We start from the raw sequence: 22,431 nt of genomic DNA, 5'->3' as shown, positions 1-22,431 counted from the left end.
CTCTCAAACCGCCACCATCGCGGGCTTTGCGCCCAGCCAAAAACCGCGTCCCAGCAGTTTTCGAACCCGCTGTGGGTTTGCTCTCGGCCTTGTGTCATGATGCTCCAACCGCAGGTAAGTCGTCCCTTCTTATATATGAATAGATCCTCCGCACTGTTCCTTGCTCTCGCCTTTCTCAGCGGCTGCCAATCCATGGCTCCCGTACAGCCGCAGAACACGCCTGCGCAGAAAGACACCGTTCCCGCACCTGAAGCCAAGCCTCAGGTGTATGGCTCGTTCACCCAGGAAACGCTCGTCAGCCTGTTGAGCGCGGAGCTGGCTGGCCAGCGCAATCGTTTTGATATTGCGCTGGACAACTACGTGACTCAGGCGATCAACACTCAGGATCCGGGCGTCTCCGAGCGTGCCTTTCGTATCGCCGAGTACCTGGGCGCCGATCAGGCTGCGCTGGATACCTCGCTGATCTGGGCCCGAAACGATCGGACCAACCTCGAAGCGCAGCGTGCAGCGGCCATTCAACTGGCCCGCGCCGGGCGCTACGACGACTCCATGATCTATATGGAGAAAGTTCTGCAGGGTCAGGGCGACACGCATTTTGATTTCCTGGCCTTGTCGGCTTCCGAGACCAATCCGGAAACCCGCAACGCGCTGTTGACCAGTTTCGACCGCTTGCTCGCTAAATACCCGAACAATGGCCAACTGATTTTCGGCAAGGCACTGCTGTTGCAGCAGAATGGCGATGCGGAAAACTCGTTGAAACTGTTGGAGGACAACCCGCCCAAGGAGGGTGAAGTTGCACCCATCCTGCTGCGCGCGCGTCTGCTGCAAGGCATGAATCGCGGCAAGGAAGCGCTGCCGATCCTTGAAAAAAGCATCAAGAAATACCCGGACGACAAACGTCTGCGCCTGACTTACGCCCGAATGTTGGTGGAGCAGAACCGCATGGACGACGCCAAGGTGCAGTTCTCCAGCCTTGTGCAGCAGTTTCCGGATGACGACGAACTGCGCTTCTCCCTGGCACTGGTATGCATAGAAGCCAAGGCCTGGGACGAGGCAATCGGCTACTTGCAGGAATTGATCGCCCGTGAAGCCCACGTCGATTCGGCACACCTGAATCTGGGCCGTATCTACGAAGAGCGTAACGATCCGCAAAATGCCCTCTCCGAATACGCCCAGGTTGGTCCCGGCAATGATTTCCTGCCCGCTCAGTTGCGTCAGGCCGACATCCTGATGAGCAATGGCGGCGCGGCTGAGGCATCCAAACGTCTGGCTGAAGCTCGGGAATCACAACCGGAGTTCGCCATTCAGCTGTATCTGATCGAAGCCGAGACCCTGACCAACAACAATCAGGCTGAACGCGGCTGGCAGGTGTTGAACCAGGCGCTCAAGCAATACCCTGACGACCTGAATCTGCTGTACACCCGCTCGATGCTGGCCGAGAAGCGCAACGATCTGACCCAGATGGAAAAAGATCTGCGCGCCATTCTCAAGCGTGAACCGGACAACGCCATGGCGCTCAACGCACTGGGCTACACCCTGTCCGACCGCACCACACGCTACGCCGAAGCCAAAGAGCTGATCGAAAAAGCCCATAGCCTGAACCCGGAAGATCCGGCCGTGCTCGACAGCCTGGGCTGGGTCAATTACCGCCTGGGCAATCTCGATGAAGCCGAACGTTTGCTGCGCAAGGCGCTTGAGCGCTTTCCCGATCACGAAGTCGCCGCTCACCTGGGCGAAGTGCTCTGGGCCAAGGGCGAACAGCGTGAAGCCCGTAAAGTATGGGGCAAAGCCCTTGAAGACCAACCCGATAGCCCAATCTTGCGCAGCACCGTGCGGCGCTTGACCGGATCCGAGACTCTTTGAATTTATGTTTTTGCGCCACGTAATCGTATTCAGCCTTATCGCCCTGCTTGCCGGTTGTGCCGGTTTGACCTCCCGCGAAGCCCTCCAGGGCAAGGGCGACCCCGCCCAATGGCAGCAACACAAACAGCAATTGACCAGCCTTGATGGCTGGCAGATCAACGGCAAGGTCGGCATCCGCGCCCCCAAGGATTCCGGCAGCGGCACCCTGTTCTGGCTACAACGCCAGGATTATTACGACATCCGCCTGTCCGGCCCCCTGGGTCGCGGTGCAGCACGCCTCACCGGTCGCCCTGGCGCGGTCAGCCTTGAAGTCGCCAATCAGGGTCGCTACGAAGCGCCGACGCCGGAAAGCCTGCTTGAAGAGCAACTGGGCTGGAAATTGCCGGTATCGCATCTGGTCTGGTGGGTCCGCGGCCTGCCCGCCCCTGACAGCAAAAGTCGTCTGACCCTGGATGGCGACAGCCGCCTGGCCAATCTCGAACAGGACGGCTGGCAGGTCGAATACCTCAGCTACGTCGAGCAGAACGGCTACTGGCTGCCCGAGCGGGTCAAACTGCACGGCCAGGACCTGGACGTCACGCTGGTGATCAAGGACTGGCAACCTCGCAAACTGGGTCAGTAAACATGAGTACACCTCGCCTGACCCTGCCCGCGCCGGCCAAACTGAATCTCATGCTGCACATCCTGGGCCGTCGACCTGACGGCTATCACGAGCTGCAAACCCTGTTTCAGTTTGTCGATTACGGTGATGAACTCAGTTTCGCCGTCCGTGAAGACGGCGAAATCCGCCTGCAGACCGATGTCCCCGGCGTTCCACACGACAGCAACCTGATTGTCAAAGCCGCCCGAGCGCTGCAAAAACAATCGGGCTGCACCCTCGGCATGGACATCTGGCTGGAAAAACGTCTGCCCATGGGCGGTGGTATCGGTGGCGGCAGTTCCGATGCGGCCACCACTTTGCTGGGCCTGAACCATTTATGGCAGTTGAACTGGGACGAAGATCGCCTGGCCGCGCTGGGCCTCACCCTCGGTGCCGACGTTCCGGTTTTCGTCCGTGGACACGCCGCATTTGCTGAGGGTGTGGGCGAAAAACTGACCCCCGTAGACCCCGAAGAACCGTGGTATCTGGTGCTCGTGCCGCAAGTATCTGTAAGTACAGCAGAAATTTTTTCAGATCCACTGTTGACACGTAACACTCCTCCCATTAAAGTGCGCCCCGTTCCCAAGGGAAACAGTCGAAATGACTGCTTACCGGTTGTAGCAAGGCGTTATCCAGAAGTACGTAACGCATTGAATTTGTTAGGTAAATTTACCGAAGCAAAATTAACCGGAACTGGAAGTTGTGTGTTTGGGGCCTTCCCAAACAAAGCTGAAGCTGATAAAGTCTCGGCCCTTCTGACAGAGACCCTTACAGGGTTTGTAGCGAAAGGAAGCAACATCTCGATGTTGCATCGCAAGCTGCAAAGTCTGCTTTAAAAGGAACCGAGTACTCGGTACTCGTTGCAACAGATACAGGGGCGTCGCCAAGCGGTAAGGCAGCAGGTTTTGATCCTGCCATGCGTTGGTTCGAATCCAGCCGCCCCTGCCATTTTCCTATACTCATCCAGGTTACCCTCAGCCTTCAGGTACTGCGCGTGTCCAAGATGATGGTCTTTACGGGGAACGCTAACCCCGATCTGGCTCGACGTGTTGTACGTCAGCTGCATATCCCACTAGGTGATGTTTCTGTCGGCAAGTTTTCCGACGGCGAGATTTCTACTGAGATCAATGAAAACGTCCGCGGTAAAGACGTCTTTATCATTCAGCCAACGTGCGCACCGACCAACGATAACCTGATGGAACTCGTCGTGATGGCAGATGCCTTCCGTCGCTCCTCAGCGTCCCGAATCACTGCGGTGATTCCTTACTTTGGTTATGCCCGCCAGGATCGCCGTCCGCGTTCGGCACGTGTTGCTATCAGCGCAAAAGTTGTCGCTGACATGCTGACCGTTGTCGGGATCGACCGTGTACTCACGGTGGATCTGCATGCTGACCAAATCCAGGGTTTCTTCGATATTCCGGTAGATAACATCTACGGCTCCCCTGTTCTGGTGGATGACATTGAAGATCAACGCTTCGAAAACCTGATGATCGTTTCCCCGGATATCGGCGGCGTCGTGCGTGCACGTGCTGTTGCCAAATCCCTGGGCGTCGATCTCGGGATCATCGACAAACGCCGTGAGAAAGCCAATCACTCTGAAGTGATGCATATCATCGGTGATGTCGAAGGGCGTACCTGTATTCTGGTCGATGACATGGTCGATACCGCCGGCACTCTGTGCCACGCGGCCAAGGCCCTGAAAGAGCATGGCGCTGCCAAGGTCTTTGCCTACTGCACACACCCCGTGCTGTCGGGTCGGGCGATCGAAAACATTGAAAATTCCGTGCTGGACGAGCTGGTGGTGACTAACACCATCCCGCTGTCCGCTGCAGCACAAGCCTGTAGCCGTATCCGTCAACTGGATATTGCTCCGGTAGTCGCCGAAGCGGTTCGCCGCATCAGCAACGAAGAATCGATCAGCGCGATGTTCCGCTAAGGGTTTTCCCTGAGCTGACACCCTGTTGACGAAAAGCGCCCCGCCCTGACATTCGGTCAGGGCGGGGCTTTTTTGCCCATATCGTTCTGACGTCGGTCGCAAACGTCAGCTCGAATGTGGCTAATTTGGAGATACAAAATGAACGATTTTACCCTGAATGCTGAAGTGCGTTCCGACCTGGGGAAAGGTGCGAGCCGCCGCCTGCGTCGTCTCGCAAGCCTGGTTCCAGCTGTTGTTTACGGTGGCGAAAAAGCCCCTGAATCCATCAGCCTGCTGGCTAAAGAAGTTGCCAAACTGCTGGAAAACGAAGCTTCGTACAGCCACATCATCGAGCTGACCGTTGCTGGCAAAAAGCAAAACGTGATCATCAAAGCTCTGCAACGTCACCCGGCCAAAGGCCACGTGATGCACGCTGACTTCGTACGCGTTATTGCTGGCCAGAAACTGACCGCTATCGTGCCTGTTCACTTCGTTGGTGAAGAAGCTCCGATCAAGAAAGGCGGCGAAGTTTCGCACGTAACTTCCGAACTGGAAGTAACCTGCCTGCCGAAAGATCTGCCTGAGTTCATCGAAGTCGACGTATCGGCTCTGGAAATCGGCGCAATCGTTCACCTGTCCGACCTGAAAGCGCCTAAAGGCGTTGAGTTCGTGGCACTGGCGCACGGTAACGACCTGGCTGTTGCAAACGTTCACGCTCCGCGCGTTGTACCGACCGAAGACGAAGCAGAAGGTACTGCCGAGTAATTCAATTACTTGGTAATGCCGGAGTTGCTCGGGAAACCGCTGTAGAAGTCAGGCAAAACGGGCAGAATCGCGGAGTTTACATCATGGTAAATGAGCAGTTTTCCTCCAGTTTTGCCGCTGCCTGCAGCGGCTTCATCCACAACTCCAGAAAAGGGCCCCTGTCGTGACTGCCATACAACTGATCGTTGGCCTGGGAAATCCAGGCGCTGAATACGAACAGACCCGGCATAACGCAGGGGCTCTTTTTGTTGAGCGTATCGCTGAGGCGCAACGGGTCAATCTCGTCGCCGAGCGCAAATTCTTTGGCCTGACCGGGCGCTTCACTCACCAGGGTCAGGATGTTCGTCTATTGATTCCCACCACCTATATGAACCGCAGCGGCCAGTCCGTCGCGGCGCTCGCTGGTTTCTACCGGATTCCGGTCGATGCCATTCTGGTGGCTCACGACGAACTCGATCTGCCACCGGGCGTTGCCAAATTCAAACAGGGCGGCGGCCATGGCGGTCATAACGGGTTGCGTGACATCATCGCGCAACTCGGCAATCAGAATACTTTTCACCGCTTGCGGCTTGGCATTGGCCACCCAGGCGATGCCAACAAGGTCTCCGGTTTTGTTCTGGGTCGAGCGCCACGCGCCGAACAGGAAAAACTGGACGCCAGCATCGACTTTGCCCTCGGCGTGCTGCCGGATATCTTCGCCGGTGAATGGAACCGGGCGATGAAAAACCTGCACAGCCAGAAGGCCTGACATCACTCGAGGGGATACACCATGGGCTTCAATTGCGGCATCGTCGGCCTGCCCAACGTCGGCAAATCCACCCTGTTCAACGCCTTGACCAAATCCGGTATTGCGGCGGAGAACTTCCCCTTCTGTACCATCGAACCGAACAGCGGCATCGTGGCCATGCCTGATCCGCGTCTGGCGGCACTGGCAGCTATCGTCAATCCGAAGCGCATCCTGCCGACCACCATGGAATTCGTCGACATCGCCGGTCTCGTTGCCGGTGCGTCGAAAGGTGAAGGCCTGGGCAACAAGTTCCTCGCCAACATCCGTGAAACCGATGCCATCGCCCACGTGGTCCGCTGCTTTGAAGACGAGAACGTGATTCACGTTTCCAACAGCGTCGATCCGAAACGCGACATCGAAATCATCGACCTTGAGCTGATCTTTGCCGACCTCGACAGCTGTGAAAAACAACTGCAGAAAGTCACCCGCAATGCCAAGGGCGGCGACAAGGACGCAGTGGTTCAGAAAGGCCTGCTGGAGCAGTTGATCGCTCACTTCACCGAAGGCAAGCCGGCGCGCAGCCTGATGAAGAGCATGAACGCTGACGAGAAAGCAGTGATTCGTGGCTTCCACCTGCTGACCACCAAGCCAGTGATGTACATCGCCAACGTTGCTGAAGACGGTTTCGAGAACAACCCGCTGCTCGATGTGGTGCGTGCCATTGCCGAAGAAGAAGGCGCAATGCTGGTGCCGGTCTGCAACAAGATCGAAGCTGAAATTGCCGAACTCGACGACGGCGAAGAAAAAGACATGTTCCTTGAAGCCCTGGGCTTCGAAGAGCCAGGTCTGAACCGAGTGATCCGTGCGGGCTACGAAATGCTGCACCTGCAGACTTACTTCACTGCAGGCGTCGAAGAAGTCCGCGCCTGGACCGTCCGCGTCGGTGCCACCGCACCGCAAGCCGCTGGCGTGATCCACACCGACTTCGAAAAAGGCTTCATCCGCGCCGAGTGCATCGCCTACAACGACTTCATCCAGTACAAGGGTGAAGCCGGTGCCAAAGAAGCCGGTAAATGGCGTCTGGAAGGTAAGGAATACATCGTTAAAGACGGCGATGTGCTGCACTTCCGCTTTAACGTCTGAGTGTTGCCGTGGTTTAGCACGGCACCTGATGAACCCAAGCCCCCGTGGTCGCACAGCGACACGGGGGTTTTTCGTTTAATGGGCCGTTGCAAAATCGGGTAATGCTTATAAAGGATTTCTGTTTAGCGATTAGACAAACAGCCACCAGAAACACATCCGCTAACAAATAAAGACAGATCAAGTTGCAACTTGTAGATATTTAGTTGAAAAAAATAATTACTACATTAAAATCCCGCCCCTTGCCTGCAAAGCCACTTACATGATGGCAAAATGCAGCCTCTCTATTTAGAAATATATTATTACAACTCGCCCTCCTTAAACGACTGATTCATGAAATTAAAACTTGAGACACCTATCCTGAGCGATAAAGGTGGCCTCCCCCGCCTGTTGGCTACGTCGAAGGGTTTACAGGGTATTTCAACCTTGCCCAGCCTGCTGCATGACTATCAGCTACTCCACAGTCGCGATTCTGCGGCCACGAAGGCCGATGCGGTATTGGTGTGGGGGCGCAAGCCAAGCTATAGAACGGCCAAACGAATAGCCGATAAGTTCCAGCTGCCTCTTGTAACAATTGAGGATGGTTTTCTGCGTTCAATCAAAGCGGGGCCTGATGAACCACCTCTTTCATTAGTGATCGACAACTTAGGCATTTATTTCGATGCCAGTGCGCCATCATTATTGGAACAACTCATTGCACAACCACTCACGGCCTCGGTAAAACAACGAGGTCTCGCACTTAAACTACTTTGGCAGAGTAATAGCGTTTCGAAATATAACGCAGCACGTATTGAAAGATTCGTACCGAAGATGCCCTGTGTTTTAGTGGCCGACCAGACATTGGGTGACGCCTCGTTGCAAGGCGCGGGTGTGGCGGAGTTTCAACAGATGCTGCAGGCCGCGCTCCTCGCATTCCCGCAATGCGAGGTTCTGCTGAAGGTGCACCCTGACGTAATAGCAGGGCGCAAGAAAGGCCATTTCAACCTGACCGCCCTGCGCCAAAACCAGCGCGTCAAAATCCTCGATCAGGATATTCACCCGGCAGAGCTGCTACCGCATATGCATGCCGTGTTTGTCATGACTTCCCAACTTGGTTTCGACGCTCTGCTGTGGGACGTCCCCGTCTATACCTTTGGCATGCCGTTCTACGCGGGCTATGGGTTGACCCGGGACGCCCTGTCCGCTCCGCTGCGACGTCAGCCAGCATCCCTGGCCCAATTGATCCATGCCACGCTGGTGCTCTATTCCCGTTACGTGCATCCAGAGACAGGCACCCTCTGCACACCGGAGGAGCTGATCGTGTGGCTGGGACTGCAGCGCCACAAGCGCAGCTGTCTGCCAGTACAGCTGCAGGTGCTGGGTTTCACTCGTTGGAAGCTGCCCCATGTCCGGCGCTTTTTCGATGGCAGCGTCCTGCACCTGAGTGGGCAGCGTATCGGTCGGCCTAACGCTCGTCATGTGGTGACCTGGGGTTGTAAGCACGATGCTGCACTGGACGGTAAACAGGTTTCGGTCATCCGTGTGGAAGACGGCTTCCTACGGTCTGTAGGGCTGGGATCGGCGAAAAACCGCCCACTGTCATGGGTCATTGATGACCTTGGAATCTACTACGATGCCACTCGTCCATCCCGTCTGGAGCACATCCTGCAGCACGGGGGCAGCACACCGGCACAGCTGCATCGTGCGGCGGCACTGCGTAACGCCATATGCAGCGCTGGAGTAACGAAATACAACCTCCCCGGCCCGTCCTGGAGGCGTCCGGATCACGCTGAAAAGGTGATTCTGGTAACGGGCCAAGTGGAGTCGGATGCCTCCATTCAGTTTGGCGCCAACAGCATTCGCACCAATCTTCAGCTGCTCATGGCAGTACGAGCGGGCAACCCGCAGGCCTGGGTGCTTTACAAGCCTCATCCCGAGGTGTTGACCAGTGCGCCGGCCAAAGGCGACAGCCAACACCAGATCGTGAACGGGTGTGACGAAGTGCTGGGCGGCAACTGTTTCCATCAGCTACTCAATCAGGTCGACGAAGTCCATGTGCTGACCTCGCAATCAGGCTTCGAAGCGCTCATGCGAGGGATTCCGGTGACCACGTATGGCCAGCCATTCTATGCGGGCTGGGGCCTCACGACTGACATCGACATGAGCCCTTCAGTCCAGGCCAGGCGCCAGCGCAGACTGAGCCTGGACGAGTTGGTCCTGGGCACTCTCATCCATTACCCCACTTACGTCAGCCGCATCACCGACCGCTTCACTACTGCAGAGCAGGCTCTTCTGGAGCTGACGAACTGGCATGAAATACCCGAGCAAGGAACTCCCGAAAAATGGCGGCATGTGATCAAAACCTGGTGGAAAAAACTGTCAACGAACCGGTACTCCACCATGTGAGCCGACCAAGCCGGGCTCGAAGTCTCGGCATCCGCCCCCGCAAGTCATTTTTGTTCCTGCAAGGGGTCAGCTCGCCCTTCTTCGCAAGACTCGCACATGGGCTGCGTGCCGAAGGCCACTTGGTGAAGTCCGTCAGTTTCAACATGGGCGACCAACTCTACAGCAGCGGCTCCAGGGTTTACTTTTCAGGGCGACCGGAACAACTGGAGGACTTCTATTTCCAGTTGATGCGCGACGAGTTCTTTACCGACCTCGTGCTATTTGGCGACCAGCGCCCGGTGCATCAGCCAGCGTTAAAAATAGCCAGTCTTAGAGGCATACAGGCTCATGTCTTCGAAGAAGGTTACTTTCGTCCGTACTGGGTGACACTGGAGCGTGACGGGGTCAACAACCACTCTCGGCTGCCCAGAGACCCCCGCTGGTACCTCGATGTCGGCAAGCACATCCCGCATTACCAGAACGGTCGCAGGTTCAAGCTTTCGTTCCCGCAGCGGGCGATGCACGACGTCCTCTATCACATGAGCGGAGCCTTGAATCCGGTGTGTTTCCCACACTACCGCACCCATGCCCCCTACAACGCTGCCATCGAATACGCAGGTTATCTACGGCAATGGCTGCGGCTGGCTGCTGCGAGAAGCCGTGATGCCGAAACCGTCAGGCAGATCGCGCAAGAGCGGCAGCCGACGTTTCTGCTGCCGTTGCAACTGGACAGCGACGCTCAGATTCGCAAGCACTCGGCGTTTTCCGGCATGGGTGAAGTGCTGCACAAAGTGCTGCGCTCGTTCGCTGCGCATGCGCCTGGCAATGCGCGCCTGGTGGTCAAGAACCACCCGTTGACGCCGGGCCTGGTGAACTACCACCGGGTAACCCGGGAAGTCGCTGCACACTATGCGGTTGCCGACCGTGTCGATTTCCTTGAAGGCGGTTGCATGCCAACTCTTCTATCCCATGTTGCCGGTGTTGTGACAGTTAACAGCACTGTGGGCGGGTCGGCCTTGCTGCACAGCCGTTCCACTTTGACCCTCGGCGACCCGATTTATGCGATGCCCGGCCTGACCCATCAAGGCAGCCTGGATGACTTCTGGGTTGCACCGCAAACACCGGATGCAACCCTGTTTCAGCGGTTCCGCAATACGGTCATTCACACCACTCAGGTCAATGGCGGCTTTTACACCCCCTGTGGCATTGAGATGGCGGTTAACAACTCAATGGAGGTGTTAATGGCCAAGACTTCAAGAGTCGAACTGTTTCTATGAAACTGATCAAATTCCCGCGCTGTATTGTCATCACCGGGGCCACGGGCGGGATTGGAGGCGCACTCGCAGCCGCCTATGCCGCGCCAGGAGTGACGTTGATTCTCCAGGGCCGACGCCTGGGGCGGCTGGAGCAACTGGCCACGCAATGCCGCGCTGCGGGTGCTCGGGTCGTGTTGGCTGAACTGGATGTCCAGGATCTCGACAGGCTGCGCGCCTGGATGCGGCGCATCAGCGATGAGGAGTCACCGGATCTGCTTATCGTCGGCGCCGGGGTGAATACCGATGTGGGGGCCGATGGCGCGGGGGAGGCCTGGGGCAATACCCAGGCACTGATCGAAATAAATGTGCTGGCGGCAATGGCGACAATTGAAGCCGCCCTGCCCGCCATGCGCGCTCGTCGCAGTGGTCAGATCGCTGTGTTCAGCTCGCTGGCTGCGTGGCGCGGCCTACCCATGACGCCTAGCTACAGCGCCAGCAAGGCCGCGATGAAAGCCTACGGTGAGTCGCTGCGGGACTGGCTCGCACCGCAAGGTGTCCGGGTCAGTGTGATCATGCCTGGCTATGTCGAATCGAAGATGTGCAACGAAATGCCGGGCCCTAAACCGCTGCTGTGCACGCCCGAAAAAGCCGCGCGCCTGATACAGCGCGGCCTGGGTAGTGACCGTGCACGTATCAGCTTTCCTTTCCCGCTGAATCTGGGCTGCTGGGCCCTGGCTTTCATTCCTCAGCGCCTGTCATCACTGATGCTGCGCTGGTTGCACTACGGAGTCTGATATGAGCGATCTGCTCTTTGCCTCGGCAACCCTCGGCGGACTCTGTCTGACTGTCGGAATTGAAGCGATTTTGAAACCCCGCCCCCGCCTGTTGCGCCCCCTCTCCTGCTGGCTGCTTCACAGTGGCGTCTGGTGCCTGCTGCTGACCTGTGTTTTAGCATTGACCGGCCGGGTCTGGTTCAGTGTGTTCAGCCTGCTGGCCGGATGGCTACTGATTGTGCTGGTCAGCAACGCCAAATTTCACACGCTACGCGAACCGTTTGTCTTCGCCGATTTCGAGTACTTCAGTGACGCGGTGCGTTTTCCACGGTTATATCTGCCCTTTTTCGGAATGGCTAAAACAGCAGCGATGGCGGCAGGTTTCTGCGCCTACCTCGTCTTCGGCCTGTATTTCGAAAGGCCCGCGACTGACGCATGGCTAAAAAGCACGCTGCTGCTGGGGGCTGGCGCGGCGCTTGTTGCCTTAGGCATGAGGCCGTTATGGAAACCCAGCTTTGCGCCGGAACTGGACCTACGCAACTGGGGGCTGGTTTTTTGCCTGTGGACCTATTTCCTTGCCGGTCGAAGCAAGGTTGATATCACCACACTAGGCTCGCCGTTCCTGAGCACCGCCACACAGCCGCCTGATCACAGGCTGCCGGACATGATCTCCATCCAGAGCGAATCGTTCTTCGACGTCCGACGTCTGTACAGCGGAGTCAAACCTCAGGTGTTACAAAACTTTGACCTCATGCGCAGCGAATCCCTGGCTCAGGGCGAGCTTCAGGTTGCAGCCTGGGGCGCCAACACGGTGCGCAGCGAGTTCGCTTATCTAACGGGCCTGAGCAGCGATAGCCTCGGGGTACACCGCTTCAATCCTTATCGCGTACTGGCGCGGCAGGGGCTGCCGAGCATCGCCACGCACCTTAAGCAACAGGGCTATCGAACCATCTGCATTCATCCTTTTGCTGGCGGCTTCTATGGTCGGGATCGAGTGCTGCCTGCTTTGGGATTCGACGAGTTTATTGACGGGCGGGCTTTTGATACCAGCCAGAAAGCCGGGCCCTTCATCGCTGACTCGGCCGTAGCTGAAAAGATCCTCGCACTACTTGATGCCCCTGGTCGTACCGAGCCCTTGTTCATTCACGCAATCACCATGGAAAACCATGGTCCGCTGCATCTGGAACAGGTTGACGCCGCGCAATTACCAGACTGGTTTGATGGTGCGCTCAGCAAGCACCTGTCCGACCTTGGACCCTATGTACGCCACATCGCCAATGCTGATCACATGCTGGGGATGCTGCGCCAGAACCTCAAGGCCAGCTTACGCCCTGCCAACCTGTGCTTCTTTGGTGACCACGTCCCCATATTGCCCAGCGTCTACCGCGCGCTTGGGGAGCCCGACGGCAGCACCGACTATTTCATCTGGTCCAATCGGGTCAGACACCATCAGCAGCCCAAGCTGCTAGCCGTGGACCACTTGGCCAAGACCTTCATCGAGCTTACTCAGCCATGAACAGTAGAGACTCGACAACTGCGGCCATGCTTCACACAGACGGTGAAGGCTGGATCGGCATCATGTCGCAATGGGTTGCCTGGAAGGTCTTGCACCTGCCGCGCTTCCTCGGCGACGAAGGGACTCCCCATTGGTTATGGCGACGAGGTCGGCGAGCACCCGAAGGCCTGAAAGCCATTGCCGGCATCGGTTACAAGCGCTCATCGGATCACGCCCGGGTTCTTTGCCAGCGCTGGGAAATTCCCTATATCGCACTTGAGGATGGTTTCCTGCGGTCTTCCTCTCTTGGGGTTCAAGGCGATACGCCAATGTCCATGGTGGTGGATCCCATCGGAATTCACTACTTGGCCGATCGGCCGTCTCTACTGGAAAACATTCTGCAGAACCCCGAAGACATCAGCTCACAGGAGCTGGACACGGCACGCGCACTCATAGACATCATGCGTACTAGCGGCATTGGTAAGTACAACCACGCGCCGGATCTTTGCCCGAGCGACGAGCTTGGGCAAAAGCGCCCTCTGGTCCTGGTGGTTGACCAGACCTTTGGCGACTTTTCGATTCCCGGGGGTGGCCTGTGTGAAGCGGATTTCATCCGAATGCTCGATTGTGCCCTGATGGAAAACCCGGACGCCGATGTGCGGGTCCGCATTCACCCCGATTGCGTCGCTGGCTATAAGAAAAGCTGTTTGTTGGAAGCCGCACAGCGTCGCGGGGTTAGCGTTGAAAGCCGCGTGATTTCCTGGTCATCCCTGGTCAGGCGCGCCAGCCGTGTCTACGTCGGCACCAGCCAGGCGGGTCTGGAAGCTTTGATCGAGGGAATACCGGTGACCTGTTTCGGCCTGCCGTTCTATGCAGGCTGGGGGCTGACGGACGACCGCATGCCGTCGCCCCGTCGCCAAGCACAGCCGAGTCTCTTGCAATTGGTAGCCGCGGCTTATATCCGTTACTGCCGCTATGTCGATCCGCTGACTGGCGAGCGAACTGACGTGTTGACCGTAGCGCGTCAACTCGCCCTGCAAAAAAATCGGGACAGTCTGTTTGCCGGACCTTTGGCAGTATTTGGCGTAAAACCAAGGGAGCGAAGGAGGATTCGACATTTTTTGCACAGTCGGTGGGGGCAACTGCGTTTTGTAAAGAATGCCACCCAGGCACTGCCGGGCATCTCGGCAGAGGGTGGGAAACTTGTGGTTTATGCAGGTCGAGAACCCGACGGATTGCAACAACACGCCAATGCCGTGCAAGTGCCAATCTGGCGGATCATTGAAGGCTTGTTGAAACCTGACGGCCCGATCGCCGCCAGGGCGTCAACCTTGTCGCTGCTGCTGGATCGAAACGGCGTGGATAAAGGCTCCGACAATGATCTGGCCTCGACGCTGGTCAACAACCTAAGCTGTCGAGCAGGGGTTCGACTTCATTGGCAAAGTCGGTCTGCAAATGCTGCATGACCGGCTCCCCCAGCACCGTTGACAGTGCGGCGTAAAGACTGACTGCCGGGGTGACCTGGATATCGGCACCGTTCACAGGCATTGCCACCCCGATTGTGTCGAGCCGTTTGATGTCGGCAGAACCATCACGCTGTAAACGAACACCCCGAAAACGCGCATCCTTGATATGCACCACTGCACGGCCGTCTTGATCGTAAAGGGTGAAATCCAGCAGCAATGAATGCTCGGACACCTTGACCTGTCGCACCTCGGCGAGTGTCGGGACACCTGCCTCGCGAGCGAAAGCAATACGGCCCAGTTTTACTGGAATGAATGCCACCCCCGGTCGCCGCATCGGGTCACGGGCCAATAATTGAGTCACCAGCTGAAACGCACCATCGAGCAATGCCGGGTGCAGATGCATCCTCTTCAGCTCAGCCTCGATCGACGCCGGGATGCGTAAACGGGCCAGAACACCCCGGTCCAGCCTCCAGCCCTGCTCCACTACTTGATAAGCAGGCCCGTAGTTCAGGCCCGCCGCCCGGGTCAACTGCAAGTGATCATCGCCGCTAAAGTCCGCAGCACGTTCCGGGATAACGGGAGCACGCCTATCGAGCATTACCCCTTGCGCCGCGCCAGGAAGACGAGCTACCACATGTGCTGACCAATCTTCGCTTTCACCGGTAGTACGCGATGTGATGCTCAGGCTGCCATCAGCCGTATCGATCCTGACCCGCACTTTCTTGCTGAAATCGGCACTGAGAATCAGTGGACCCAGGATCTCCAGCTCCTCGATATCCACGAATTCGCCGGGCTGATATTGCAGCGCTGCCGTCAATGCCAGCTCCGTGAATCCCGCCGCGGGAAACAAAACAGCATCACCGATCTGGTGATCCTCAAGCGTGGGAAACAATACCGTATCGAGCCGGTTTTCCCAGTGAAATGCCTGGTTCGGCAAGGGGTAACCCAACAGTGGGTGAAGCCGCTCACGCAACAACAACCCACCTGCCTCGGCCGTTACCGGGTGCCAATGATGCTCGCGCTGCCAAGGATAATTGGGTAGCTGCAACCAGCGTCCGGGGGTCGGAAACAATGCGTGCCAATCAGGCGTGACACCGGCGATCAACAGTTTGGCCAGGGTGCGGTCAATCAGATCCTCGCGGTCTTCGTTACGCCGCAGCGTTGGAATCACCACCCCTGGCAACGCATTGATGCGTAGAGTATCGAGCACATAACTGCTAAGAATCGGGTGTGGCCCCACCTCGACAAATACATTGCAACCCTGGTCGACCAGGCGCTCAATCGCCCCTTGAAACAAAACCGGCTGGCGTATGTTTTGCCACCAGTACTCGGCATCAAGACGCGTGCTGTCGAACACATCGCCAGTCACAGTGGAATAGAAAGGAATCAAGGCAGCCTGAGGCCTGACGCACCCAAGCGAGTCAATTACCGCTTGGCGAATGGGGTCCATGCTCGCCGAGTGGAAGGCATAGTCCAACTTCAACCGACGCACGAATACCTTCCGCTCGCCAAGCGCATGCTCAAGCACCTCCAGCGCGGCAGCAGAGCCCGCTACCGTCGAACCCTTCGCGCTGTTCTCTCCAGCCACGACAATCGCTTCAGCCAGACCCAACTCATTCAGCAACCGCTGAACGTGCTGGCTCTCCAGGCCCACTGCCGACATCTGCCCAGAGCCACGCGTCAGGCCCTGCAACAGACTGCGGTGGTAAATAACCAGGGTCGCATCCGCCAGACTCAGCGCGCCACATGCCCAGGCAGCAGCCACTTCACCCACACTGTGACCCATCACGGCCTGTGGCTTCAAACCGCGTTTCTCAAGCATGCGCACCACGCCAACCTGCACGGCAAACAGCGCAGGCTGGGCAACCTCGGTCAAGTCATAATGGTCCTCTCCATTCTTGCCAGCCAACTCGGCGAGCAACGAATAACCGGCCAAGGGTATGAACAACGTATCGACTTCGGCCACTGCATCGCTGAACACCTTATCGTCCATCAGCGCCCGCGCCATTCCACTCCACTGGGAACCGTTGCCGGAGAAGACCCAGACCGGTTCGCTGGCAACGGACAACGAGGTCCCTGTTTCCAGAATTACAGGCAACGGGCACGTTGATCGGTTGCCGGCAAAGGTCGTCAAGGCTTGAGCTGCCTGCGTGGCATCAGCGCTGATCACCACCACGCGCTGAGCTTGATGATCACGGCGCAGCAACGTGTGGTAGGTGGTGTCATACCAGGCATGGGCATGATCGTTCAGATGGGCGGCATGCAGCAGAGCGCTGGCAGCCAGGCCGCCGTCATCACGGGCGCTCACCATCAAGGGCAGCGGCTGCGGGTCCGCAGATGTGTCAGCGTGTGGCTGCGGCTCGACGCTGGTCAGAATCACGTGCGCATTAGCCCCGCCAAAACCAAATGAATTAACGCCTACCACCAACTCGCCTTCCGCCTTCAAGGCAAGCGTGTGAGCAACTACATTCAGATTCAATTCGGCAAACGGGATAGCCGGGTTCAGTTGAGTGATCCCCACGGTGGCCGGCACTTGACGATGCTTGATACACAGCAGCGCCTTGGCCATACCAGCCACTCCAGAGGCAGCTTCCAGATGGCCCAGATTACTTTTCACTGAACCGATTGGTAGTGGCCGGGACCGTTGCATCCCCAGAGCCTGACCAATGGCTTGCGCTTCGATAGGATCGCCAACCGGAGTGCCTGTTCCGTGCGCCTCGATGTAATCAATCTGGTCAGCAGTTATACCCGCGCTGGCACAGGCACTTTGCATCACGCTCACCTGCGCCTCTACACCTGGAAGCGTCAGGCTAGATGTACGACCCGTCGTATTGATCGCACTACCCGCGACGAATGCCAGAATTGGATTACCGTCGGCCAGCGCCTGCTCGTACTCCTTCAACAGGAACAGCCCACCCCCTTCGGAGCGCACATAGCCGTCAGCAGACTCGTCAAAGACGTGGCACTGACCGGTTCTAGACAACATCGACGCTTTTGAGAAAACAAGAAATCCAAAGGGATGCAGGTGCAAGCTGATACCGCCAGCGATTGCCTGGCTGATTTCTCCCGTGCGGATGGCTTGGCATGCTTGATGAACCGCCACTAACGACGACGAGCATGCCGTATCGACCACCATGCTCGGGCCGTGCAAATCATAGAACCAGGAAAGGCGATTGGCCGCGATGCTTGAAGCATTACCGGTAGCCGATCCCGCATCGATTGCCGCCATGTCTTCGGCCAGTCGGTAGCCGTGGTCGACACTTGCCAACCCCAGATAAACGCCACAATCAGAACCGCGAACACTCGACGGCCTGACGCCTGCATTTTCGAACAGCTCCCAGGCCATCTCCAGCAGCACACGCTGCTGGGGGTCCATGCTTGCCGCCTCCCTTGGGGAGATATTGAAAAAACCGGCATCGAAACCGGAAATATCACCTAGGGTTCCTGCGGCAAACGTGTAGGCAGTACCTGGGTTGGACTTGTCCGGATGAAGGAATTCCTCATGCGTCCAGCGGCTTGCATCCGCCTGAGTAATGAGGTTTCGCTCCTCAAGCAGGGCTGGCCAAAGCGTAGCGCTGTCTACACCCGGAAAACGACAGGACGCTGCCACTACTACGACTTTTTTCAACATAACCTACCTAAAATCATTCATCGGCTGCAGGCCCATACGTGTTATCGCGCAGGCGCCAGCGTCAACTGTCCACGACCGCAAGGTCGGCACTGTCCTTTGAAGTTAATTAACTCGTATTGGCGGCTGACCGGCTGATAGCAACTTGCCGTAGCACGCAGAACTTTCGGCCGAGGGCACCGAAGTAAATATGTAACCAGAGACTATAGAGAAAACCTGACACCTGTCGCTGAGGCGGCATGATAGAGACTTGCCGTAACCATTACACCCACGAACCACTAGATTAGGAAATTTCCTACAACCACGTCTTACTAGTCCTACATATCCCTTGAAAAGATTAGATGTATAAATAGCCTAATATTTTTCGATACAAATAATCCTTCCATCACAAGCTTATTTGCTGGCTTTACGCCAGTCATTTAGATGACTTCCATATATGGAAATCATCATTAACGCACCACTAAATTTCCTGTTCAGCGGGTGCGTCGGCACTTATCGGTAAATGTCTTGAAACAGCGTTCCCCACTTGAAATTCAAAGGTCGGTCATTTTCGCATTGCTGCTGCGGGAGGTTCGCTCGCGGTTGAGCGCGCGACGATTCGGCGCGGCATGGGCCCTGTTGGAGCCTGTCTGCCACATTCTGATTCTGAGCCTGTTATTCAGTTTGTTACGGAGTAACAGCGTCAGCGGCGTCGACTACCCCGTATTTGTTCTGTCTGGTCTGGTGCCTTTCCTGCTATTTCGCAACACAGCACTGCGCTTGATGGACAGCACGCGGGAAAACCGCTCACTGTTTGCCTACAGGCAGATCAAACCGCTGGACACCTTCATTGCTCGCGTTCTGGTCGAAACCTGCCTCTCAGCCTCGGTGTACGCCATCCTGTTATTCAGCTTTGCCTGGTTTGGGTATGACGTGAGCATCGCAGCGCCCATCGAATGGGCAATGACGCTGTTGCTGGGGCTGTTATTCGCAACGGGTCTGGGGATACTTCTCGCGCTGGTTGCCCACGCCATCCCTGGCAGTAAAACCGCCATCCGCATGATGTTCTTCCCGCTGTATTTCATCTCTGGCGTGCTGGTGCCGGCGACCTACCTGCCTTCGGCATTCATGCCGATATTGCTGCTCAATCCATTTCTCCACCTGCTCGAGCTGCTCCGCGCCGAGGTCTTCACGACCTACACGGCGGTCGCTGGGGTATCGGGGATGTATGTCATCGCTTGGACTTTAGTGCTCATCTTCGTCTCGCTGGGTACCTATCGGGCACGTCGCCTGCACCTGCTATCCACCAAGAACGGTTAAAACAGGCTTTCCGTGTTTGAACTCAGAAATATCACCAAGTCATACCTGACGCCTAAAGGTCGGCGCTACATTTTGCGCGATCTCTCCCTTGCTGTTCCTACAGGGAAAAACATCGCCTTGATCGGGCGCAATGGCGCCGGCAAAACCACTTTGATGAACCTGCTTGGTGGAGCGGACATTCCAGATTCGGGAACAATCGTCAGCGATAAAAGCCTCTCGTGGCCGGTGGGTTTGACGGGAGGCTTTCAAGGCAGCATGACAGGGCGAGACAACATCAAGTTCGTCTGCCGGGTTTACGGTGCGACCGGTGATGCGATGCGCGAGAAAATTCGCTATGTGCAGGAGTTCGCCGAGATCGGCGACTGGATCGATGAACCCATCAAGACCTACTCCTCCGGGATGCGCTCGCGGATAGCGTTCGGCCTGAGCATGGCGTTTGACTTCGACTACTACTTGATCGACGAGGTGATGTCGGTGGGTGACGCGCAGTTCCGTCGCAAATGCGCCGAAGTTTTTCAAGCCAAACGGCAAAGCTCCAGGATTGTGCTGGTCACCCACAACATGAATGAAGTTCGCAAGCTCTGCGACATCGTTCTGCATGTGCGCGACGGCGGCATCCAGCTCTATCAGGACGTGGAGCAGGGAATCGCAGCCTATGACGCCTGACCTTCTCCAACCAAACATCAAGTTTCAGCTTCAGGGGTTCATGAGCATATGAGTAATACGGGCATACCCAAACACTGGCGGATGATGATCGGCCTGGTCGTCGCGCCATTAGCTGTGGCCGTCATCTACTACGCATTCTTGGCCGTCGACCGCTTTGTAAGCTCGGCGCAAGTAGTCGTGCGCCAGGAAAGCAACACGACTTCCGCTGCCCTGCCTAACCTGGGAGCCCTGCTCAGTGGTGCCAGCACGACTTCCCGCGAAGAGACGCTGTACCTGCGCGAATACATCACTTCAAACGACATGATGCAATTGCTCGAAGAGCGTTTGCAGTGGGTAGAGCATTACCAGCAACAGCGCCGAGACGTCTTTTTTCTGCTGAGTAAAAAACCTCGGCGCGAAGACCTGCTCAAATTTTATCAGCGCATGGTCAAGGCCACGTACGACGAATCCACCGGTTTGCTCAAAGTAGAAGTCCACGCCTTGCAACCCGATATGGCCAAAAGAATGCTGACGGCCATCCTTGAAGCCAGCGAACATTTTGTCAACGAAGTTTCCCACGGTATCGCCCGCGAACAGATGACCTTCGCCAAGGAGGAACTTCAGGGTGCTCGTGAAAACTACGCTGTGCATAAAGAGCAACTGCTGAGCTTCCAAAACGAAAACAAAGTGCTGGACGGCAAAACGTCGGCCCAGGGTCGAGCTGAAATCATCGCCAGCCTGGAAAGTGAATATTCCAGGCAACAGGCCGTCGCCACCGAAATGAAGTACAAGCTGCGCGCCAACTCCCCGCAAGTGCTTCAACAGCAAGCGCGAGTCAATTCCATTCGTGCACAACTGGCTGCAGAAAAACGCCTGCTGGTATCAGCTCCGTCCGGTGGTCAGGCCAACGTTGTCGCTTCACGCTATCAACAGCTTCTACTGGACACCGGCATCGCGGAAGAAAGCTACAAAGCGGCCGTGGCAGCTCTCGAAAACGCACGCATCGAGGCGAGCAAGAAAATTCGCACGCTGGTCACCGTAGTCAGCCCGAATACCCCTGAGATGGCGCTTTATCCAGAGCGCATCTACAACCTGGCAACCATCCTGCTGGCGTTGCTCATGCTCTATGGCATCACCTGTTTTCTGATTGCATCCATTGAGGATCACCGTGATTAACTTTCCACCCCTGCTCACCCGTCGCGCCTGGACAACGAATATGCGCAAAGCCAGTGTTGCCAGCACGATGTCGCTGACCTTGGTGCTTAGCGGCTGCGCCGGCACTTTTTCCGGCGCCGGTCCGTTTAAAAGCTCTATCGAAACAACGACCGAGGCTTACACCCTGGTGGATATCAGCGCCAGCACCATTACGCCGTTCATGCGCAGTGCACAGGAGCCAACGCTTGCTACCGTGGCCAACTCTGCTCCCGCGAAAACCAGCTTGATGGCGGGCGACGTGATTGATGTCCTGATTACTGACAATGCCGCGCAGGGAATTGCGTTATTCGCCCCCCTTGCCACCGGCGGCACTCAAATAAAAGTCCGCCTTGATCATCAAGGCATGATTTCCCTGCCCTACGTTGGTCGCAAAAAAGTAGCTGGCATGACCCCGATGCAGGTCGAGACCCTGATCCGACGAAAACTCAAGGGCGTAACCTCCGACGTACAAGTCCATGTCGAACTGGTCGCAGACTTGTCGGGATCGGTACTGGTGGCGGGAGCCGTCAAATCCCCGGGACGTTTTTCGACACTGCAGGGACCATTGACACTGCTGGATGTGATCAATCAGGCAGGCGGCCCGATCATGGAGCCGCATCTCGTGAGTGTGACAGTGCGCAGTAGCGGCAAAGTGGAGACGATCAGCTACGAAGAAGTACTGGCCGGAAATAACTGGGCTCTGACTCCCCGCGCGGAAGTCGTGGTCGAGCGCTCTCGACAAAGATTCGTCGCCATGGGGGCCGTGGCGAAACCAGGCCTGCATGACTTACCACAAAAAAACACCAGCTTACTGGACGCACTCGGAGCTGTAGGTGGATTAAAGGAGAACATCGCAAATGCTCAAGGGGTATTTGTTTTTCGCCTTGACGAGCACGCACCTGACAAGCCTCTGGTAATGCGAGTGGATCTTAGGGATCCTGCGGCCATTTTTTTTGCAAAACGCATAGTACTTAAACCTGACGATACCCTTTACGTCACCAATGCTGCTGTCCATGAGTGGCAAAAAGTAATTACTCCCATCGTACAAACGTTGATTTTGGGTAATGCCTTGGGCAACTCGGCTAACTAGCAAGCAAACAAATATCGATGTTGATCACACTACGTCGTAATAAAAATCCCGCCCCCGCAATCACTAAGCATGTAGAGGTAGTTACCCCGCTCAAGCCAGTATCCACAAATGCCCATTGTGCACCTGCAGAGCAGCGCGACCTATAACAAAATGGAAGAAATTCTTAAAGAA

Annotated in this window: 17 protein-coding genes and 1 tRNA gene; 17 read left to right on the top strand and 1 reads right to left on the bottom strand. The window is 56.6% G+C overall.

Going from position 1 to position 22,431, the window contains the following annotated elements:
- Positions 1 to 135: 135 nt before the first annotated feature.
- From IV01_RS22275 to IV01_RS0124530, 13 genes are all read left to right on the top strand, one after another.
- Positions 136 to 1,863, top strand: coding sequence for a tetratricopeptide repeat protein (locus IV01_RS22275; protein WP_080290199.1), 1,728 nt, complete (start codon positions 136 to 138; stop codon positions 1,861 to 1,863).
- Positions 1,864 to 1,867: 4 nt separating this feature from the next.
- Positions 1,868 to 2,485, top strand: a complete 618-nt coding sequence (gene lolB, locus IV01_RS22280; RefSeq protein ID WP_032625624.1) for a lipoprotein insertase outer membrane protein LolB — start codon at positions 1,868 to 1,870, stop codon at positions 2,483 to 2,485.
- Between the two features lie 2 nt (positions 2,486 to 2,487).
- Positions 2,488 to 3,339 (top strand): 4-(cytidine 5'-diphospho)-2-C-methyl-D-erythritol kinase, encoded by an 852-nt coding sequence (ispE, locus tag IV01_RS22285; protein WP_032625623.1) that lies wholly within the window; start codon positions 2,488 to 2,490, stop codon positions 3,337 to 3,339.
- 37 nt (positions 3,340 to 3,376) lie between these two features.
- Positions 3,377 to 3,451: transfer RNA gene (locus IV01_RS22290), tRNA-Gln, on the top strand.
- 46 nt (positions 3,452 to 3,497) lie between these two features.
- The gene (locus IV01_RS22295; RefSeq protein WP_002552145.1) at positions 3,498 to 4,439 is read left to right on the top strand and encodes a ribose-phosphate pyrophosphokinase; all 942 of its coding nucleotides are present in this window, start codon (positions 3,498 to 3,500) and stop codon (positions 4,437 to 4,439) included.
- Between the two features lie 138 nt (positions 4,440 to 4,577).
- Positions 4,578 to 5,183, top strand: a complete 606-nt coding sequence (locus IV01_RS22300) for a 50S ribosomal protein L25/general stress protein Ctc (RefSeq protein ID WP_032625622.1) — start codon at positions 4,578 to 4,580, stop codon at positions 5,181 to 5,183.
- A 163-nt stretch (positions 5,184 to 5,346) separates the two neighbouring features.
- Positions 5,347 to 5,931 carry an aminoacyl-tRNA hydrolase gene (pth, locus tag IV01_RS22305; protein ID WP_032625620.1) on the top strand — a complete coding sequence of 195 codons (585 nt, stop codon included), beginning with the start codon at positions 5,347 to 5,349 and terminating at the stop codon, positions 5,929 to 5,931.
- Between the two features lie 21 nt (positions 5,932 to 5,952).
- Positions 5,953 to 7,053, top strand: a complete 1,101-nt coding sequence (ychF, locus tag IV01_RS22310) for a redox-regulated ATPase YchF (RefSeq protein WP_032625619.1) — start codon at positions 5,953 to 5,955, stop codon at positions 7,051 to 7,053.
- 330 nt (positions 7,054 to 7,383) lie between these two features.
- Positions 7,384 to 9,435, top strand: a complete 2,052-nt coding sequence (locus IV01_RS0124535; protein WP_050507270.1) for a capsular polysaccharide biosynthesis protein — start codon at positions 7,384 to 7,386, stop codon at positions 9,433 to 9,435.
- Between the two features lie 122 nt (positions 9,436 to 9,557).
- A complete protein-coding gene (locus IV01_RS22315) occupies positions 9,558 to 10,691 on the top strand; it encodes a capsule biosynthesis protein (RefSeq protein ID WP_229636081.1) in 1,134 nt (377 codons plus the stop codon).
- Positions 10,688 to 11,464, top strand: a complete 777-nt coding sequence (locus IV01_RS22320) for an SDR family NAD(P)-dependent oxidoreductase (protein WP_032625617.1) — start codon at positions 10,688 to 10,690, stop codon at positions 11,462 to 11,464. The genes IV01_RS22315 and IV01_RS22320 overlap by 4 nt, the downstream gene beginning before the upstream one ends.
- Before the next feature lies 1 nt (position 11,465).
- Positions 11,466 to 12,959 (top strand): LTA synthase family protein, encoded by a 1,494-nt coding sequence (locus IV01_RS22325; protein WP_032625616.1) that lies wholly within the window; start codon positions 11,466 to 11,468, stop codon positions 12,957 to 12,959.
- Complete coding sequence (locus tag IV01_RS0124530; RefSeq protein WP_080290197.1) at positions 12,956 to 14,404, top strand: capsule biosynthesis protein; 1,449 nt, start codon at positions 12,956 to 12,958, stop codon at positions 14,402 to 14,404. Before IV01_RS22325 ends, IV01_RS0124530 begins: the two co-directional genes overlap by 4 nt.
- Here the strand turns inward: IV01_RS0124530 and IV01_RS0124525 are convergent.
- On the bottom strand, positions 14,337 to 18,035 hold the full coding sequence (locus IV01_RS0124525) for a type I polyketide synthase (protein ID WP_080290196.1): 3,699 nt from the start codon (positions 18,033 to 18,035) through the stop codon (positions 14,337 to 14,339). The two genes, IV01_RS0124530 and IV01_RS0124525, sit on opposite strands and share 68 nt — an antisense overlap.
- Before the next feature lie 477 nt (positions 18,036 to 18,512).
- Here IV01_RS0124525 and IV01_RS22330 point away from each other — a divergent pair, with 477 nt between their 5' ends.
- The 4 genes from IV01_RS22330 (at position 18,513) to IV01_RS22345 (ending at position 22,260) form a co-directional block, all read left to right on the top strand.
- A complete protein-coding gene (locus IV01_RS22330; RefSeq protein ID WP_267872303.1) occupies positions 18,513 to 19,331 on the top strand; it encodes an ABC transporter permease in 819 nt (272 codons plus the stop codon).
- Positions 19,332 to 19,403: 72 nt separating this feature from the next.
- Positions 19,404 to 19,997: an ABC transporter ATP-binding protein gene (locus tag IV01_RS22335; protein ID WP_229636079.1), complete on the top strand. Its 594-nt coding sequence runs from the start codon at positions 19,404 to 19,406 to the stop codon at positions 19,995 to 19,997.
- Between the two features lie 48 nt (positions 19,998 to 20,045).
- Entirely contained in the window at positions 20,046 to 21,152 is a 1,107-nt protein-coding gene (locus tag IV01_RS22340; protein WP_032625614.1) for an ABC transporter permease, read from the top strand.
- Between the two features lie 40 nt (positions 21,153 to 21,192).
- Positions 21,193 to 22,260: a polysaccharide biosynthesis/export family protein gene (locus tag IV01_RS22345; protein ID WP_050507268.1), complete on the top strand. Its 1,068-nt coding sequence runs from the start codon at positions 21,193 to 21,195 to the stop codon at positions 22,258 to 22,260.
- Positions 22,261 to 22,431: the final 171 nt, after the last annotated feature.

Origin of the sequence: Pseudomonas syringae (assembly GCF_000737245.1) — a bacterium.
Taxonomy (GTDB): Bacteria; Pseudomonadota; Gammaproteobacteria; order Pseudomonadales; family Pseudomonadaceae; genus Aquipseudomonas; species Aquipseudomonas syringae_J.
The sequence above is the reverse complement of the archived record's forward strand: the minus strand, read 5'-3'. Positions and strand labels throughout refer to the sequence as shown.

Excerpts from the sequence above, each read along its gene's own strand:
- IV01_RS22275 (WP_080290199.1), top strand. The coding sequence starts at position 136 with ATGAATAGATCCTCCGCACTGTTCCTTGCTCTCGCCTTTCTCAGCGGC.
- lolB (WP_032625624.1), top strand. The coding sequence starts at position 1,868 with ATGTTTTTGCGCCACGTAATCGTATTCAGCCTTATCGCCCTGCTTGCC.
- ispE (WP_032625623.1), top strand. The coding sequence starts at position 2,488 with ATGAGTACACCTCGCCTGACCCTGCCCGCGCCGGCCAAACTGAATCTC.
- IV01_RS22300 (WP_032625622.1), top strand. The coding sequence starts at position 4,578 with ATGAACGATTTTACCCTGAATGCTGAAGTGCGTTCCGACCTGGGGAAA.
- ychF (WP_032625619.1), top strand. The coding sequence starts at position 5,953 with ATGGGCTTCAATTGCGGCATCGTCGGCCTGCCCAACGTCGGCAAATCC.
- IV01_RS0124535 (WP_050507270.1), top strand. The coding sequence starts at position 7,384 with ATGAAATTAAAACTTGAGACACCTATCCTGAGCGATAAAGGTGGCCTC.
- IV01_RS22320 (WP_032625617.1), top strand. The coding sequence starts at position 10,688 with ATGAAACTGATCAAATTCCCGCGCTGTATTGTCATCACCGGGGCCACG.
- IV01_RS22325 (WP_032625616.1), top strand. The coding sequence starts at position 11,466 with ATGAGCGATCTGCTCTTTGCCTCGGCAACCCTCGGCGGACTCTGTCTG.
- IV01_RS0124530 (WP_080290197.1), top strand. The coding sequence starts at position 12,956 with ATGAACAGTAGAGACTCGACAACTGCGGCCATGCTTCACACAGACGGT.
- IV01_RS0124525 (WP_080290196.1), bottom strand. The coding sequence starts at position 18,035 with ATGTTGAAAAAAGTCGTAGTAGTGGCAGCGTCCTGTCGTTTTCCGGGT.
- IV01_RS22340 (WP_032625614.1), top strand. The coding sequence starts at position 20,046 with ATGAGTAATACGGGCATACCCAAACACTGGCGGATGATGATCGGCCTG.
- IV01_RS22345 (WP_050507268.1), top strand. The coding sequence starts at position 21,193 with ATGCGCAAAGCCAGTGTTGCCAGCACGATGTCGCTGACCTTGGTGCTT.